At 39.7% G+C, this 13,996-nt stretch carries 15 protein-coding genes; 6 read left to right on the top strand and 9 right to left on the bottom strand.

Annotated features, from left to right (window positions below):
• Both ACEQ81_RS16500 and nadC read right to left on the bottom strand, forming a co-directional pair.
• A complete protein-coding gene (locus ACEQ81_RS16500) occupies positions 1–966 on the bottom strand; it encodes a YihY/virulence factor BrkB family protein (RefSeq protein ID WP_411032015.1) in 966 nt (321 codons plus the stop codon).
• On the bottom strand, positions 967–1,824 hold the full coding sequence (nadC, locus tag ACEQ81_RS16495; RefSeq protein ID WP_411032014.1) for a carboxylating nicotinate-nucleotide diphosphorylase: 858 nt from the start codon (positions 1,822–1,824) through the stop codon (positions 967–969).
• Between the two features lie 84 nt (positions 1,825–1,908).
• Between nadC and rlmH the strand changes: the two genes are divergently transcribed.
• Positions 1,909–2,382 carry a 23S rRNA (pseudouridine(1915)-N(3))-methyltransferase RlmH gene (gene rlmH, locus ACEQ81_RS16490; protein ID WP_411032013.1) on the top strand — a complete coding sequence of 158 codons (474 nt, stop codon included), beginning with the start codon at positions 1,909–1,911 and terminating at the stop codon, positions 2,380–2,382.
• A 28-nt stretch (positions 2,383–2,410) separates the two neighbouring features.
• Here the strand turns inward: rlmH and serA are convergent, their stop codons facing one another.
• The 4 genes from serA to ACEQ81_RS16470 form a co-directional block, all read right to left on the bottom strand.
• Entirely contained in the window at positions 2,411–4,303 is a 1,893-nt protein-coding gene (gene serA / locus ACEQ81_RS16485) for a phosphoglycerate dehydrogenase (RefSeq protein WP_411032012.1), read from the bottom strand.
• 208 nt (positions 4,304–4,511) lie between these two features.
• The gene (locus ACEQ81_RS16480) at positions 4,512–5,210 is read right to left on the bottom strand and encodes a DUF3307 domain-containing protein (protein WP_411032011.1); all 699 of its coding nucleotides are present in this window, start codon (positions 5,208–5,210) and stop codon (positions 4,512–4,514) included.
• Positions 5,207–5,818 (bottom strand): SatD family protein, encoded by a 612-nt coding sequence (locus ACEQ81_RS16475; protein ID WP_411032010.1) that lies wholly within the window; start codon positions 5,816–5,818, stop codon positions 5,207–5,209. Before ACEQ81_RS16475 ends, ACEQ81_RS16480 begins: the two co-directional genes overlap by 4 nt.
• A 120-nt stretch (positions 5,819–5,938) precedes the next feature.
• A complete protein-coding gene (locus tag ACEQ81_RS16470) occupies positions 5,939–6,391 on the bottom strand; it encodes a methyltransferase family protein (RefSeq protein WP_411032009.1) in 453 nt (150 codons plus the stop codon).
• 78 nt (positions 6,392–6,469) lie between these two features.
• On the opposite strand from ACEQ81_RS16470, the gene ACEQ81_RS16465 reads away from it, so the two are divergent.
• The 5 genes from ACEQ81_RS16465 (at position 6,470) to ACEQ81_RS16445 (ending at position 12,341) form a co-directional block, all read left to right on the top strand.
• On the top strand, positions 6,470–7,042 hold the full coding sequence (locus ACEQ81_RS16465; protein ID WP_411032008.1) for a non-canonical purine NTP diphosphatase: 573 nt from the start codon (positions 6,470–6,472) through the stop codon (positions 7,040–7,042).
• A 4-nt stretch (positions 7,043–7,046) separates the two neighbouring features.
• A complete protein-coding gene (locus ACEQ81_RS16460) occupies positions 7,047–7,676 on the top strand; it encodes a DUF4337 family protein (RefSeq protein WP_411032007.1) in 630 nt (209 codons plus the stop codon).
• Positions 7,677–7,840: 164 nt separating this feature from the next.
• The gene (locus ACEQ81_RS16455; RefSeq protein WP_411032006.1) at positions 7,841–9,625 is read left to right on the top strand and encodes a DEAD/DEAH box helicase; all 1,785 of its coding nucleotides are present in this window, start codon (positions 7,841–7,843) and stop codon (positions 9,623–9,625) included.
• Between the two features lie 76 nt (positions 9,626–9,701).
• Positions 9,702–10,481 (top strand): carboxypeptidase-like regulatory domain-containing protein, encoded by a 780-nt coding sequence (locus ACEQ81_RS16450; RefSeq protein ID WP_411032005.1) that lies wholly within the window; start codon positions 9,702–9,704, stop codon positions 10,479–10,481.
• A 162-nt stretch (positions 10,482–10,643) separates the two neighbouring features.
• Positions 10,644–12,341 carry an alpha-amylase family glycosyl hydrolase gene (locus tag ACEQ81_RS16445; RefSeq protein ID WP_411032004.1) on the top strand — a complete coding sequence of 566 codons (1,698 nt, stop codon included), beginning with the start codon at positions 10,644–10,646 and terminating at the stop codon, positions 12,339–12,341.
• 4 nt (positions 12,342–12,345) lie between these two features.
• On the opposite strand, the gene ACEQ81_RS16440 is transcribed toward ACEQ81_RS16445, so the two are convergent.
• From ACEQ81_RS16440 to ACEQ81_RS16430, 3 genes are read right to left on the bottom strand one after another with little or no spacing between them, the layout of a single operon-like run.
• On the bottom strand, positions 12,346–12,723 hold the full coding sequence (locus tag ACEQ81_RS16440) for a VOC family protein (protein WP_411032003.1): 378 nt from the start codon (positions 12,721–12,723) through the stop codon (positions 12,346–12,348).
• A 2-nt stretch (positions 12,724–12,725) separates the two neighbouring features.
• On the bottom strand, positions 12,726–13,253 hold the full coding sequence (locus ACEQ81_RS16435; protein ID WP_411032037.1) for an SRPBCC family protein: 528 nt from the start codon (positions 13,251–13,253) through the stop codon (positions 12,726–12,728).
• Between the two features lie 46 nt (positions 13,254–13,299).
• The gene (locus ACEQ81_RS16430; RefSeq protein WP_411032002.1) at positions 13,300–13,956 is read right to left on the bottom strand and encodes a TrmH family RNA methyltransferase; all 657 of its coding nucleotides are present in this window, start codon (positions 13,954–13,956) and stop codon (positions 13,300–13,302) included.
• Between the last annotated feature and the right edge of the window lie 40 nt (positions 13,957–13,996).

Genomic DNA, 13,996 nt, shown 5'->3' with positions numbered 1-13,996 from the left:
TTACTCCTTGTATTTTTTTCTTAAAGAATTTAGGGTACCGTTCAATTCAAAACCAAGCAGCAATATATTGGAATTTAACCATATATAGACCATTAGGATCAATAATCCTCCCAACGCCCCATATAATTCGTTGTAGCGGGCAAATTTTTCTACATAGACCCCAAACAGATAGGATGTTAGCAAAAATAACAGTGTGGTCATAAGGGCACCGGCAGAGAAAAACCGTGCTTGCCTACCTTCTGCAGTCCCAAAATAATATAAAATTGCCGTAGTAAAGTAAGACAGTACACTAAAAAAAAGCACCTTGCCAATTTGTACCCCTACGATATCGTTCTCTTCCAAATCGTACCCCCTGGTCTTGGCCGCGAACTCGCTAAGGTATTCCACCACATAAAATTCGAAATACACAAAGGCCACGGCACCGATTAAAAGTAAAATAGATAGTATTAAACCCACCATTAGGGCATAGATGTATTGCCTAAAGAAATTACGGGCCAACTCTACGTGATACGAATTCTCAAAGCCGCCGAAAATGGCATTTACCCCATTGGCCATTAAGAAAATGGATACTACAAAAGAGGAAGATAATAAACCACCCCGCTTTTGGTCTTTAATCTGTTGGTAGATATCACCAAAATAATCACTTGTGGCAGAAGGAAGAAACGATTCTAAAAAAACCAAGAACTGCGCGTCAAAATTTTCGTTTCCCAAACTTACATAGGGTATAATGAAAGGAATCAGGGTAATCATGAATATCAACAAAGGAAAGAGTGCCATAAACAAACTAAAGGCAATGGAACTGGCCCTTGTGGATAGTGCTCCTTTAACAATTCCTAAAAAGTACATTTCTATTAAATCATAAAAAGAAAGACCTTCAAAGGCACGGAGCCTAATACTTTTTAAAAGCCTTACAATCCAATTTACTACTGGAATCTTATCCAATTTTTCCTCTATCTCCTGCGACATCTAAACTGCTTTAAGACTTAGGTCCATATTATGTACAGAATGTGTAAGGGCACCAGAGGATATATAATCTACCCCGCATTCCGCGTAGTTACGAATGGTTGTTTCATTGATTCCCCCAGAAGATTCGGTAAGACAATTATCCCCGATCATGGCTACTGCTTTTTTTGTATCCGTATAATTGAAGTTATCCAAAAGTATACGATAGACACCCGGGGTCTTAAGTATTTCCTCAACTTCGCTTAGATTACGGGCTTCAACAATAATTTTTAAACGACGCCCGGTAGTTTCAAGATAGTCCTTGGTCTTTGTAATGGCTTTTGTAATACCACCAGCAAAATCGATATGGTTGTCTTTTAGCATAATCATATCGTAAAGGGCAAATCGGTGGTTTTCTCCCCCCCCTATCTTTACGGCCCATTTTTCCAATGCCCGTATACCCGGCGTTGTTTTGCGCGTATCCAAAATTTTGGTTCCGGTGCCCTCCAACAGATCCACAAAACTTTTGGTCTTGGTGGCAATGGCACTCATACGTTGCATGGCGTTCAACACCAAACGTTCCGCTTTTAGGATACTTTGGGAACTTCCCTCAACAAAAAAGACCACATCTCCGTACTTTACATGGGTTCCATCATTAATTTTGGTATCTACCACCAAGCCATTATCTACCTGGGTAAATACGGCTTTGGCAAAAGCCACGCCGGCAATAATGCCTTCATCCTTTACCAATAGCTTGGCCTTTCCCGTCGCGTTTTCAGGTATGCAGGCTAATGAACTATGATCCCCATCCCCAACATCTTCTCGTATAGCATTTTTTATGATACTTGTTATCTCGTAGTTGAACTGTTCTTCTGAAATCATCGAGGGGTTTTTGTTTTGCGCTAATTTACTAAAAACAAAACCCAATAAAGAAATCCTATAAGTTGAAAGTTATAACTTTGGCGTATGACGATAAAACTTCTTGTTATTGGCAAAACGGACAGCAAGCCGCTCGTTCAAATGATCGCGGAATATGAGCGTAGACTTAAGCACTATATAAAATTTGAGATACGGGTAATTCCCGATTTAAAAAATGCGAAACACTTATCCGAAACCCAACAAAAAGAACAAGAGGGAGCCATTATACTTAAGAGTTTAAGTCCAACGGATGTGCTTGTTCTACTCGATGAAAAAGGGCAGCAGTTTACTTCTATTGGGTTTTCGGAATACCTACAAAAAAAAATGAACGCCGGTACCAGACAATTGGTTTTTGCTATAGGCGGACCTTACGGGTTTAGCCATGCGGTTTATGCCAAAGCTCAGGGACAAATAAGTTTTTCCAAAATGACTTTTTCCCATCAGATGATACGCCTTTTTGCGGTAGAACAAATCTATAGAGCCTTTACCATTCTTAAGAATGAGCCCTATCATCATAGGTAGCAATTAAAATTTTAGCCAGAAGTAAAAGCTAGTATAAAACCCTGAATTTAATAGTGTTTTCCACTTTTTTAAGTGCTTTAACCACATCTTTGTTGTACTCTTTGTCCAGATCTGTAATAACATAACCTACCTCATTGTCGGTAGAAAGGTACTGTCCGGAAATATTCATTTCATAGGTTGCGAGCACCTCATTGATTTTTGCCATAATACCGGGAACGTTCTTATGGATATGTAAAAATCTATGGGCTTTATTTTGTTTTGGCAACCTAATGTTGGGGAAATTAACGGCATCAACAGTGTTACCAGAATTTATGTAATCCATTATTTTGTTTGGCACAAAATCGGCTATATTACGCTGAGCTTCTTCAGTACTTCCGCCAACATGAGGGGTTAAAATAACGTTGTTGAGTCCTTGTAGCTCGGAAACAAACTTACCATTGCTCCTAGGTTCTTCGGGGTAAACATCCACAGCTGCTCCGGCCAGTTTACCACTTTTAAGCGCTGCGACCAAAGCTGCTATATCAACAACAAATCCCCGTGAAAGGTTTATTAACATTGCGCCTTGTTTCATTTGGCTTATTTCTCGTTCGCCCATAAAATTTTTGTTGGCCCTATTATCGTCTATATGCAGGGTAACCACATCGGAAATACTCAACAAATCTTCTAGGGAATTACATTTTGTGGCGTTCCCCAAGGCCAACCTATCCTCTATATCATAATAGTAAACACGCATACCTATGGCTTCTGCCAAAACAGATAGCTGTTTTCCAATATTGCCATAACCTAAAATACCCAAGTTTTTGCCCCTAACTTCTCTAGAGTTTGCCGCGGTTTTGTTCCATTCACCCTTGTGTATCTCCATGCTTCTGGGAAATACGTTGCGCATCAACATAATAATCTGCCCTATGGCAAGCTCCACAACCGACCTGGTATTACTATAGGGCGCGTTAAATACCACAACTCCCTTTCTCTTACAATTATCGAGGTCTATCTGTGTAGTTCCTATACAAAACGCCCCTACTACCAGTAATTTGTTGGCCGCTTCCAGTACACGTTTGGTAACTTGGGTCTTAGACCTAATGCCCAAAACATGTACCCCTTTTATTTTTTTTATTAGCTCATCCTCAGAAAGGCTATGTTTCACCAATTCTACAGAAAAACCGTCTTCGGAAAGATTATCGAAGGCAGCCGGGTGCACGTTTTCCAATAATAGAATCTTTATCCTGTTTTTTGGGTACGATATTTTTCTGGGCAAATCGTTCACAAACAAAAATTCGTCCAAATTTGGAGCCACATGATCGGCATTATTGGCTGCTTTCTCGCGATGCACATTTTCTGTATAAGCAAAAAACTTATCGGCTATGCCGGCTTCTCGCATCACATAATCGCTATATCCATCGCCTATTACCTGCACTTCACCTTCTAGGTCCAAATTTTTTAGGCATTCTATTTTTCCATTATGGGAGGCCAGTACATTTTCTTCATCAAAACCGATGATCTTTCCTGCGTCATCAAACCTAAAAGTATTGGCATAAACGCGGTCGGATGGAATGTTATATTCCTCCACGATAGGATCTATAAATTCTTTAAAACCACAGGAAATGACATAAATGTCGTCCGAGTAATTCTGAAAGAATTCCTTATTGGATTCGATAGATTTTGAAATTTTCTGACGTAATTCCTTCACAAGCCCATCGAGATCATTTTTATGGGCATTTAATAGTTTTATCCTTCTTTCCAAGGATTCGGTAAACGAAATATCCCCGTCGATTCCCAAATTGGTGATCTTTTGAATTTCTTCTACGATTTCATCCCTGTTGGATTTACCTTGTAAAGTCATTTCTGCAAGTACATCCAATGCTTCTACCCGTGTTAGGGTACTATCAAAATCGAATACGTACTTTCTGCCCACTGCTATCATTTATTAAAAAATTAAACCGTAAAAGTAGAAATTAATTCTATCGCATTTTCCGTTTTTGAACTAAAAGTGTTTTAGCACTATAGTTACTCACATTTTAATGCGAAATTGTTTTAAATAAGCTGTCAAAATTACAGATATCACAATTTTCAGTTATGCGATGCGATAGAATTTAGTGGCGACATGGTGTACAGTTATATTTTTCCAGCTTTTAAATGCGCGTGTAGAGAATGCCGGTTAAAATAGCCAATCCGAAGCTTACCAAGGTGCCAATTAAAATATATTCGGTCAATTTTCTATTGTTGGTATCTTTGAGATCGTTGAATCTAAATACGGATTTTGCGGTAATTAATAGACCAATGGCCTCCCATCTGCCCAAAATGATGAATACCAAAACAAACAACCGCTCTAAAATACCTATATATTTTCCGGCATGCGGCAGGGACTTATGATCTAAGGTAATTTGGTCTGACAACCCCTCCAATAGCTTGCCCATTATTATGGCGGCCGGAAAGCTTACAAATACCACCGCTGTTACCAGAGCCCAATCTATTTGGGATACCAGTTGGAGGGTATGCTCGGTTAAATTAAGATGATATGCACAAGCATATAGCACACCTATATGCAGAAACTGGTCTATGAAAAAAGGAATTGCCTGGTTCTTAAAAAACGGATTTGCATATAGTTTACCCGCATCTATGAAATAATGTGAAACGGTTATTACCAGTACCAGTTTCCATTGGGTAATATCCCATAGCAGTAGCATGGTGACCACAAAATGCAATAGCACATGAAAATATAGGTACTTGGATGCGGCCTTATGGCTTTCTTTATGTATTACCCAACGGGCAGGTTGCAACAAAAAATCACCTATAAGATGGGCCAGCAATAATTTTATAAACAATATCATTTATAGATTTCTTTTAGAGTTAGGGTATAATAGGCCAAAAGTTCGAATACCAAATCCAATCTGGCCCGTTTTTGGCGCTGGCTAACTGCAGATTGCTGTATATTAAGCTGTTTAGCAGTTGTTTTTTGAGAAGCATCTGGTCTTTCCAATGCCAAGGCCACTATTTCTGCGGAAACGGTAGACCAATGATCCATAAAATCCAATGCCAATTTTAGCATTAGGTTTAGTGTTATGTCGGGGCGCTCATAACCAAAAGAAATTGCCATATTCAATTTTTGTTCCCGCAAGCTGTTAAATGTACGGCCAGAACGTTGATATGCCGGCCCGTTAGACTCACTGACCGTATCACCTCTATAAGTTTCTTCCCCTATGCCGATACCGATACGTACATCTAACCCTTTTATAGTTTTTACCAATGCCTTTAGATGAATAGCAGTACGCAAGGTATTTTCCACGGGTACCCGCACTTGAAATTCATCTCCTCGATATATCTCCCAGTCGGTTCCAGGTTTTCCCAATCTAGCTAGGTATTTTTTTAATATCCCGATCCATTGGGAGTCTTGGTTGTTCCCAGAATTGATAATATCCCCTGTAATAATTCCTATCATTATTATAAGTTAAAGTGCTAATATAATAATTTATAAGCTAAAAAGCTAATATTTATACTATATAAGTTAAAAAGCTAATATTTAATTATATTAAGTAATTACCTGATATTATCCTTATTGTTAAAACCAACGTCTTACCAAGACACAATATTGTTGATATTCCTTTCCAAAATTTTTCTGTAGTTTTTCTTCCTCGGGTATAATCTGAAACGCATTCATATAAGCAACAAAGCCAGCTGCCAATAAGGTATTGAACGCATTTCCGAGAGACAGGCCCCAAGCCAATAAAATAAGTAGCATTCCCAAATACATAGGGTTTCTAGAATAGGAATAAATACCCGTAGTTACCAAATAGGAAGCCTTGGAAGGTGCCATGGGGTTTACCGTGGTCTTTTTTCTAAAAAACTGTATCTGTGCAATGATCACTATGCCAATGGCCAAAACCAATAACAGTTTTATAAGATATTTTCGTCCAAAAAAATCGAAATAGCCAACAGGTAAAAATTTTGCCAATGTATACATCAACAATCCAAAAACAACTACTACAACGGCAGGCGGAATTTTTAATTTCATATTACAAATTAACAAGAAAATAAATTCATTAATTTCGCTCAGCTCAATTTTTACTTTCTTCAGGAGGATTTATAAAAAATGAAACTTGTTTTTGCAACGCATAACCCAAACAAATTGAAAGAAGTAAAACTTCTACTTCCCAAGCATATAAAATTAGTATCCCTAACGGACATCGGTTGCAATAAAGAAATTCCGGAAACGGCAGCCACCCTAGAAGGCAATGCCCAGTTAAAAGCCGATTTTGTTACCGAACATTATGGGTATCCTTGTTTTGCAGATGATACGGGCCTTCTTGTAGAGGCACTAAACGGAGCCCCGGGCGTACATACTGCCCGCTATGCAGGTGAGCAAAAGAACGCTTTGGACAATATAGACAAATTACTAGGCCAGCTTAAAAATGAAGCTAACCGGGAGGCACAATTTAAAACAGTGATCGCTTTAAATCTGGAAGGACAAAGGCAACTGTTTATAGGTACTGTAAAAGGAGTAATCACGGAAAGGATGCAGGGTACAAAAGGTTTTGGTTACGACCCCATCTTTAAACCCAACGGACACAACGGTACTTTCGCAGAACTGCCCCTGACAACCAAGAACAAGATAAGTCACAGGGGAATAGCCATTCAAAAATTGATAACCCATTTGAAAAAATAAAAAGATGACAGATTACAAACCCCTAATAAGGTTGCTACACCCTAAGCGTCTCAAATTAATTAGCGGTGTACTTATTGTTTTATTTGCAGCCCTGATGGCCATAGCAGAAATGGTATCGAGCACCTTGGAGGAGAATAGGCTAATTGCACATAACAAACACACAAGTTATACGGATTGGTACCAAGCAAAAAGCATAAAACAAGTTCTAAAGGAAAACGAGCTCAATTATTTAGAATCCATATTAAGCACCTTATCGGTTACGGCGGACCCAGATCCCATAAAGGAGAAAATTAAGGAGACCAAAAAATTGATTTTAAAGTACAACGCCGAAAAAACGGAGATCCTCATGGGGTCGGCCAATATTCCAAAAGACTACTGGGTACAGGATCTGGATGGGGAAATGGGAAAAATAGTGGGTCTGCGCGAATGGGAAGTACTTACCACAGGCTATGAAAGAGCAGTAAGAAAGTTTGGTTTGGGCATTGTTTTCTTTCAAATTTGCATTGTTCTTGGTGCAGTATGTCTTATCATTACCGATAGTCCAAAACTACAAAGAGGTTTCATCTTTTCTATGATCTGTTTTGGACTCATTGGGGTTGCCATTTTTGGTTACGGATGGACCCTTGCACCCTAACCCATTAAGTATTATTGCATTCCACATCACCATGTTAATAATTAGCACTACCTTTGCCGCTTTAATTAACGCCGCTGGTATAGCATGTGTTGCGCTGAGTACAATAGGTTATTGCGATAATCGCTCTATGCAACATACATATTTGCGATTAAGTATAACTTATTATGAAAAAATTTGAAGCGCTTGGGCTAAACAAGCCCTTAATTGATGCCGTTTCCGATCTTGGGTTCGAAAATCCTTCCGAAGTACAAGAAAAAGCAATTCCCATTTTATTGGAAAATGACACTGACCTGGTAGCACTTGCCCAGACAGGAACAGGAAAAACCGCCGCCTTTGGTTTTCCGTTGATCCAAAAAATAGATAGCAGCAGCAGAACCACGCAGGGGCTTATATTATCCCCTACTAGGGAGCTTTGTCTCCAGATTACCAATGAACTGAAATTATATTCCAAATATGTAAAGGGATTGAACACCGTTGCCATTTATGGTGGTGCCAGTATTTCTGAACAGGCCAATCAAATAAAAAGAGGGGCGCAGATTGTTGTAGCTACTCCTGGCCGGATGAAAGATATGATCGGCCGAAGAATGGTGGATATCTCCAAAATAGATTATTGTGTACTGGATGAGGCCGATGAAATGCTGAACATGGGTTTCTATGAAGATATTAAGGATATTCTTGCCAATACACCCGAAGAAAAACTCACTTGGTTGTTCTCGGCCACGATGCCCAAAGAGGTATCCGTAATAGCCAAGAAGTTTATGCATAACCCAAAAGAAATTACTGTGGGCACCAAGAATGCCGGTACTTCTACAGTACAGCACGAGTATTATGTGGTGGGTGGAAGAGATCGCTATCCTGCACTAAAAAGACTGGCAGATACCAATCCCGATATTTTTTCCGTTGTTTTCTGTAGAACAAAAAGAGACACTCAGAAAGTAGCAGAAAAGTTAATAGAAGACGGTTATAATGCAGGGGCATTGCATGGCGATCTAAGTCAAAACCAGCGCGATCTGGTTATGAACGCTTTCAGAAAAAAGCAAATCCAAATGTTGGTGGCTACCGATGTAGCTGCCCGTGGTATAGATGTTGACGATATTACGCACGTAATCAATTATCAACTACCAGACGAAATAGAAACGTACACGCACAGAAGTGGTCGTACGGGAAGAGCAGGTAAATCTGGAATTTCCATGGTCATCGTAACACGTAGCGAGTTACGCAAGATAAAATCCATCGAGAATAAAATCCAACAGAAATTCATCTCTAAAAAAATTCCTACGGGGATGGAAATCTGCGAAATACAGTTGTACCATTTGGCAAGTAAGATACGGGATACCAAGATAAACGAAGAAGTAGATGGCTATCTCCCCGCCATTAACGACGTTTTAAAGGACATTGATCGCGAGGAACTTATCAAAAAAATAATTTCAGTAGAGTTTACCCGTTTCTATAATTATTACAACAAATCAAAAGACCTTAATACTACCGATGGTGAAGGTCGTGGAGAAAGAAGAAAGGATAGGAACAGTCGTGGCGAGCAGTCTTCAAATGGGTCTGTGCGTTATTTCATTAATGTAGGTGAAAAGGACAACTACGATTGGATGTCATTAAAGGATTTCCTTAAGGACACTTTAAATTTAGACAGGGATGCGGTGTACAAAGTAGATGTAAAAGATAGCTTTTCCTTCTTTAACACCGATGCCGAACACACCGAAAATATTTTACAGACCTTCTCCGATTTTAAGGTAGATGGAAGATTTGTAAACGTAGAGGTTTCCAAAAACCCTGGTGGCGGTGGTGGCCGTGGCGGCAGGGATCGTGGCCGTGGCGGAAAAGGCAGGGATAGAAAACGCGATAAGCGAAGAGACAGAAAATCTTCCTATAGCAAGTCCGAAGGTGCTGGAAATTCGGGAAAAAGAAGAAGTAAAAGAAGAGACGGCTTCTTTTAGTTAATTGTATATTAAAAAAACACGCCGCAGCGTGTTTTTTTGTTTTGTTTACTATTTTTAAAACTGATTACAGTTTATGAAAAAAAGTATATTGCTATGTTTTGTATTAATCGGGTTCTCCGTTTTTTCGCAAGACGATGTTGAGAACATTACAGAAAAAGAGATTAAAGCGGTTGTTGTAAATGCACAAACTGATTTTCCAATGGAAAGCGTGCATGTGGTAAACCTCAACAAAGTAGTAGGTACTATAACAAACAAAAAAGGTGAGTTCCAAATTACCGCTGCCGTAAACGATACTTTGTTCTTTTCTTTTCTAGGTTTTAAATCCCAAAAAATCCGGGTCACCAACGATATGTTCCGTTTTGAGGATACGGAGATTAAACTAACGGAATTGGCCTATGCCCTAGAGGAAGTTATATTAAGACCCTACCAGCTCACAGGATACCTGGAAATAGATGTTAAAAACCTTCCTATAAACAATGCCTATCAATATAGCATATCTGGCCTTTCCGTTGGCTATGAAGCCGGAAAGAAGAACCCAAGTGCCGTTACCAAAGTGCTGGGTGCCATATTAAACCCTGCGGATTTACTGCGCAATCTATTTGGAAAAAAACCCAATCAGATGCGAAAATTAAGGCAAATGAAGGAAGATGATGATATTAGGGACCTACTGGCCTCAAAGTTCGATCGGGAAACCTTAACAGAGCTGCTACAAATAGAAAAAATGGATATAGACGATATCCTTAACAACTGTAATTATTCCAAATCTTTTATCACTACGGCCAATGATCTACAAATATTAGACGCCATAAGCAGTTGTTACGAAGAATACAAAGTTTTGAATAGAAGAAATTAGCACGGTTAAACTACTGTTATACAGACCACTAAAATTATTTTCTTAGGCTTCGCATTGTCGTATTTTGTACTGCGGTCTCCAAAATTGGGCGATTGCATAATCCGAAGAAATAAATTTTATATTTCCACTATCATTTTATAGTTTTAGGCAAAATAGATGAAAATGAAAAAACTGCTCACGGCCGTGGCTGTTTTCACGTTGTTTTTTGCTTGTAAAGAAGATAAAAAAGAAACAGTATCAGAAGAACCCACCGTGCTACTGGATTCTGTTGCTACACAAGATAAATCTGTTCCATTTACCTGGGAAGGCGCCAATATTTACTTTCTTTTGACGGACCGTTTTAACAACGGTAATCCCGAAAACGATGAGAACTTTGGGCGAAACAATCCCACCGGTAAGCTTAGGGGTTTTATGGGCGGTGATATAGCGGGGATTACGCAAAAATTGGATGAAGGTTATTTTACCGATCTTGGTGTAAATGCAATATGGTTTACCCCAGTGGTAGAGCAGATCCATGGAGATACCGATGAAGGTACGGGCAACACCTATGGCTATCATGGCTATTGGGCAAAGGACTGGACTGCCTTAGATCCAAATTTTGGAACCAAGGAAGAACTGGAAACCATGGTAAAAAAGGCCCATGAAAAAGGTATTCGTGTTCTTTTGGATGTTGTGGTTAACCATACCGGCCCTGCAACTGAGGAAGACCCTGTATGGCCAGAACAATGGGTACGGACAGACCCCACTTGCGAATACACTACCTATGAAAAGACTACGAGCTGCACTTTGGTAGACAATCTACCAGATATCTATACACATTCCGATGAAGCTGTGGAACTACCAGATGCCCTTTTGGCTAAATGGAAGGCGGAAGGCCGCCTAAGTACCGAATTGGACGAACTGCAACTGTTCTTTGAGCGCACTGGCTATCCTAGAGCGCCTCGTTTTTACATTATTAAGTGGTTAACAGATTATGTCAATGCCCTGGGTGTTGATGGCTTTAGGGTAGACACCGTACGTAACGCCGATGAAAAGACTTGGGCCGAACTATATACGGAAGCTTCCAACGCTTTTGAAACTTGGAAGAAAAAACATCCGGATGAAATTTTGGACGATAATCCCTTTTATATGGTAGGCGAGGTATACGGTTACGGGATTTCTGGTGGAAGGGACTTTGCTTTTGAGGACAAAAGTGTAGACTACTTTGATCATGGTTTTAAGGCGCTTATCAATTTTGAACTTAAAAAGGATGCGGAAAAGAATTACCAATCGATTTTCAAAAAATACAACGACCTTCTAAACACCAAACTAAAAGGAAAAAGCGTACTCAATTACCTTTCTTCCCATGACGATAGTGAGCCCTTCGATATGGAAAGAAAAAACCCATATCATGCTGCCAACGTACTGTTGTTGACACCTGGTGCTTCGCAAATTTATTATGGGGACGAAACTGCTAGAAGTCTTAAAATTGATAGTACACAAGGTGATGCTACGTTGCGTTCTTTTATGAATTGGAGCGAATTGGACAGCCTACCCGAAACCAAGAATGTCTTGGCACACTGGCAAAAATTGGGAAAATTCAGGGCAAACCACCCGGCGATAGGCGCTGGGAAGCATAAGCGTTTGGCTAAAAAGCCCTACGTGTTCAGCAGAACATATATGAAGGGCGATTATAAGGACAAAGTGGTGGTAGGCCTAAATTTGCCCAATGGCAAAAAATCTTTGTGGGTCAAAGGTTTTTTTGGTGATGGAACCAAATTATACGACACGTATTCCCAAACGGCGGTCGAGGTAAAAAACGGAAAGGTAATCTTAGAGAACAATTACAATATTGCACTCTTAGAACTTGCTGCCCAGTAAAAGGCTATGCCACGGAATGCAAGGCAATTCTATTACCTTCGGTATCCTTTACCAAGGCCATAAAACCATGTCCCCCTCCTATTTCGGTTTTAGGTTTCATAATAGTACCACCGGCAGATTCTACCCTGCCAAGTTGTTCTGAAAGGTCTGCGCACGAAAAATAAATCAGCGGCCCTGCCGTATCGCTTGGTTGATACATACTGTGTTTCACAAGAGATCCGGATGTGCCCACTTTATCGTGGGCATTTGGAAACCAGCCCATAACCAAGCCATCCAAATCGTGTATGTCTATAGAAATTTCAAAAACCGAATCATAAAAAGCTTTGGCTCGTTCCATGTCAACGACAGGAATTTCAAACCATCCTACCATATTGGTTTCCATAACTAATCTTTTTCCAAAATAGTTTTTAAGCTGGCCAAGCCTTCTTCAAAGTCCTTACCCACCATTTTGTCCATGCTCATAAACAACATCATAATGCTCATGGGAAACTTATTCTTCCCTGTGAAGCCCCAAGTGACCCTAGTATTGCCTTCTGAAACGTCTTCAACTTCCATATAGCAATCTGAGGTAGATTTAAACGGCTTAAGAAACCTAAGCTCCCCTTCTACCCTTTTACCTTCTTCAATCTTGGTAATTTCCTGCTCTCCCTCGCCAACATCTTTATTTCCGTTCCAATAGCTTACGGCGCCAACTTCACCATCGGTCCCAGTAAACTTCTTTTCCATATTTGGGTCTTTCTTTGCCCATGGAGACCATTCGTCTTGTTTCTTCAAGTACTTCAAGTATTCAAAAACTTCCGCTCTAGGTCGCGAAATCTCGATCTTTCTAAAAACATCGTAGGATTTTGGGGCTATCACCGCCAAAAGTGCAATTAGGACCACTAGTCCTGCGAGAATGTAAAGTATTATCATCATTTGTTTAAAATTTGTTAGTTGCGTATTAAAATTAGTAAAAAAACTATTCACCATCATAATATCTGGCCATAATAGCATCGATACTTTTAATCGATTTTTGCGCCCAATCCATCCGTTTCTCCAACATTTCCTCTTCCGTTAAACGCCAATCCAAATTAGATTTCCTCAGTTGTACGGTAAGCGTGTTTAAAATAATTGCGGCAGACACTGATATGTTTAGGCTCTCTGTAAAGCCCACCATAGGAATTTTTATTTGTTCATCTGCCTGCTCCAATACCTCTTTACTTAGGCCTTCCTGTTCGGTCCCAAAGAAAAGGGCGGTTTTATCGGTAAGTTTAAAATCATCTAGCAAACAATGCTCGGTATGCGGTGTGGTGGCAACTATTTTATATCCTTCTGCCCTTAATGTCGAAATACAGGAAGAAGCGGTTTGGTGCTGCTCTATATCTACCCATTTCTGTGCGCCCATGGCAATATTTTTATCAAGCCTTTTTTTAAATTTATTTTCGATTACATGTGCCCGCTGTACACCAAATACCTCACAACTTCTTATAACAGCGCTGGTATTGTGCATCTGAAATACATCTTCAATGCCCACGGTAATGAAATTAGTGCGTTGTTCCAATACTTCCAAAAAGCGTTTTTTTCGCTCTTCTGAAACAAAACCTTCCAGATACGCCAAAAGTTGATGGTCTATCATAAATCGAATATAAGAAAAAAGGAAAATGTATCTTTATATC

The organism is Spongiimicrobium sp. 3-5 (genome assembly GCF_046557915.1).
Lineage (GTDB): Bacteria > Bacteroidota > Bacteroidia > Flavobacteriales > Flavobacteriaceae > JBHEBG01.
The sequence above is the reverse complement of the archived record's forward strand: the minus strand, read 5'-3'. Positions and strand labels throughout refer to the sequence as shown.

Excerpts from the sequence above, each read along its gene's own strand:
- ACEQ81_RS16440 (WP_411032003.1), bottom strand. The coding sequence starts at position 12,723 with ATGGAAACCAATATGGTAGGATGGTTTGAAATTCCTGTCGTTGACATG.
- ACEQ81_RS16470 (WP_411032009.1), bottom strand. The coding sequence starts at position 6,391 with ATGAAATTAAAAATTCCGCCTGCCGTTGTAGTAGTTGTTTTTGGATTG.
- ACEQ81_RS16460 (WP_411032007.1), top strand. The coding sequence starts at position 7,047 with ATGACAGATTACAAACCCCTAATAAGGTTGCTACACCCTAAGCGTCTC.
- nadC (WP_411032014.1), bottom strand. The coding sequence starts at position 1,824 with ATGATTTCAGAAGAACAGTTCAACTACGAGATAACAAGTATCATAAAA.
- ACEQ81_RS16430 (WP_411032002.1), bottom strand. The coding sequence starts at position 13,956 with ATGATAGACCATCAACTTTTGGCGTATCTGGAAGGTTTTGTTTCAGAA.
- ACEQ81_RS16480 (WP_411032011.1), bottom strand. The coding sequence starts at position 5,210 with ATGATATTGTTTATAAAATTATTGCTGGCCCATCTTATAGGTGATTTT.
- serA (WP_411032012.1), bottom strand. The coding sequence starts at position 4,303 with ATGATAGCAGTGGGCAGAAAGTACGTATTCGATTTTGATAGTACCCTA.
- ACEQ81_RS16475 (WP_411032010.1), bottom strand. The coding sequence starts at position 5,818 with ATGATAGGAATTATTACAGGGGATATTATCAATTCTGGGAACAACCAA.
- ACEQ81_RS16435 (WP_411032037.1), bottom strand. The coding sequence starts at position 13,253 with ATGATAATACTTTACATTCTCGCAGGACTAGTGGTCCTAATTGCACTT.
- rlmH (WP_411032013.1), top strand. The coding sequence starts at position 1,909 with ATGACGATAAAACTTCTTGTTATTGGCAAAACGGACAGCAAGCCGCTC.
- ACEQ81_RS16500 (WP_411032015.1), bottom strand. The coding sequence starts at position 966 with ATGTCGCAGGAGATAGAGGAAAAATTGGATAAGATTCCAGTAGTAAAT.
- ACEQ81_RS16465 (WP_411032008.1), top strand. The coding sequence starts at position 6,470 with ATGAAACTTGTTTTTGCAACGCATAACCCAAACAAATTGAAAGAAGTA.
- ACEQ81_RS16445 (WP_411032004.1), top strand. The coding sequence starts at position 10,644 with ATGAAAAAACTGCTCACGGCCGTGGCTGTTTTCACGTTGTTTTTTGCT.
- ACEQ81_RS16455 (WP_411032006.1), top strand. The coding sequence starts at position 7,841 with ATGAAAAAATTTGAAGCGCTTGGGCTAAACAAGCCCTTAATTGATGCC.
- ACEQ81_RS16450 (WP_411032005.1), top strand. The coding sequence starts at position 9,702 with ATGAAAAAAAGTATATTGCTATGTTTTGTATTAATCGGGTTCTCCGTT.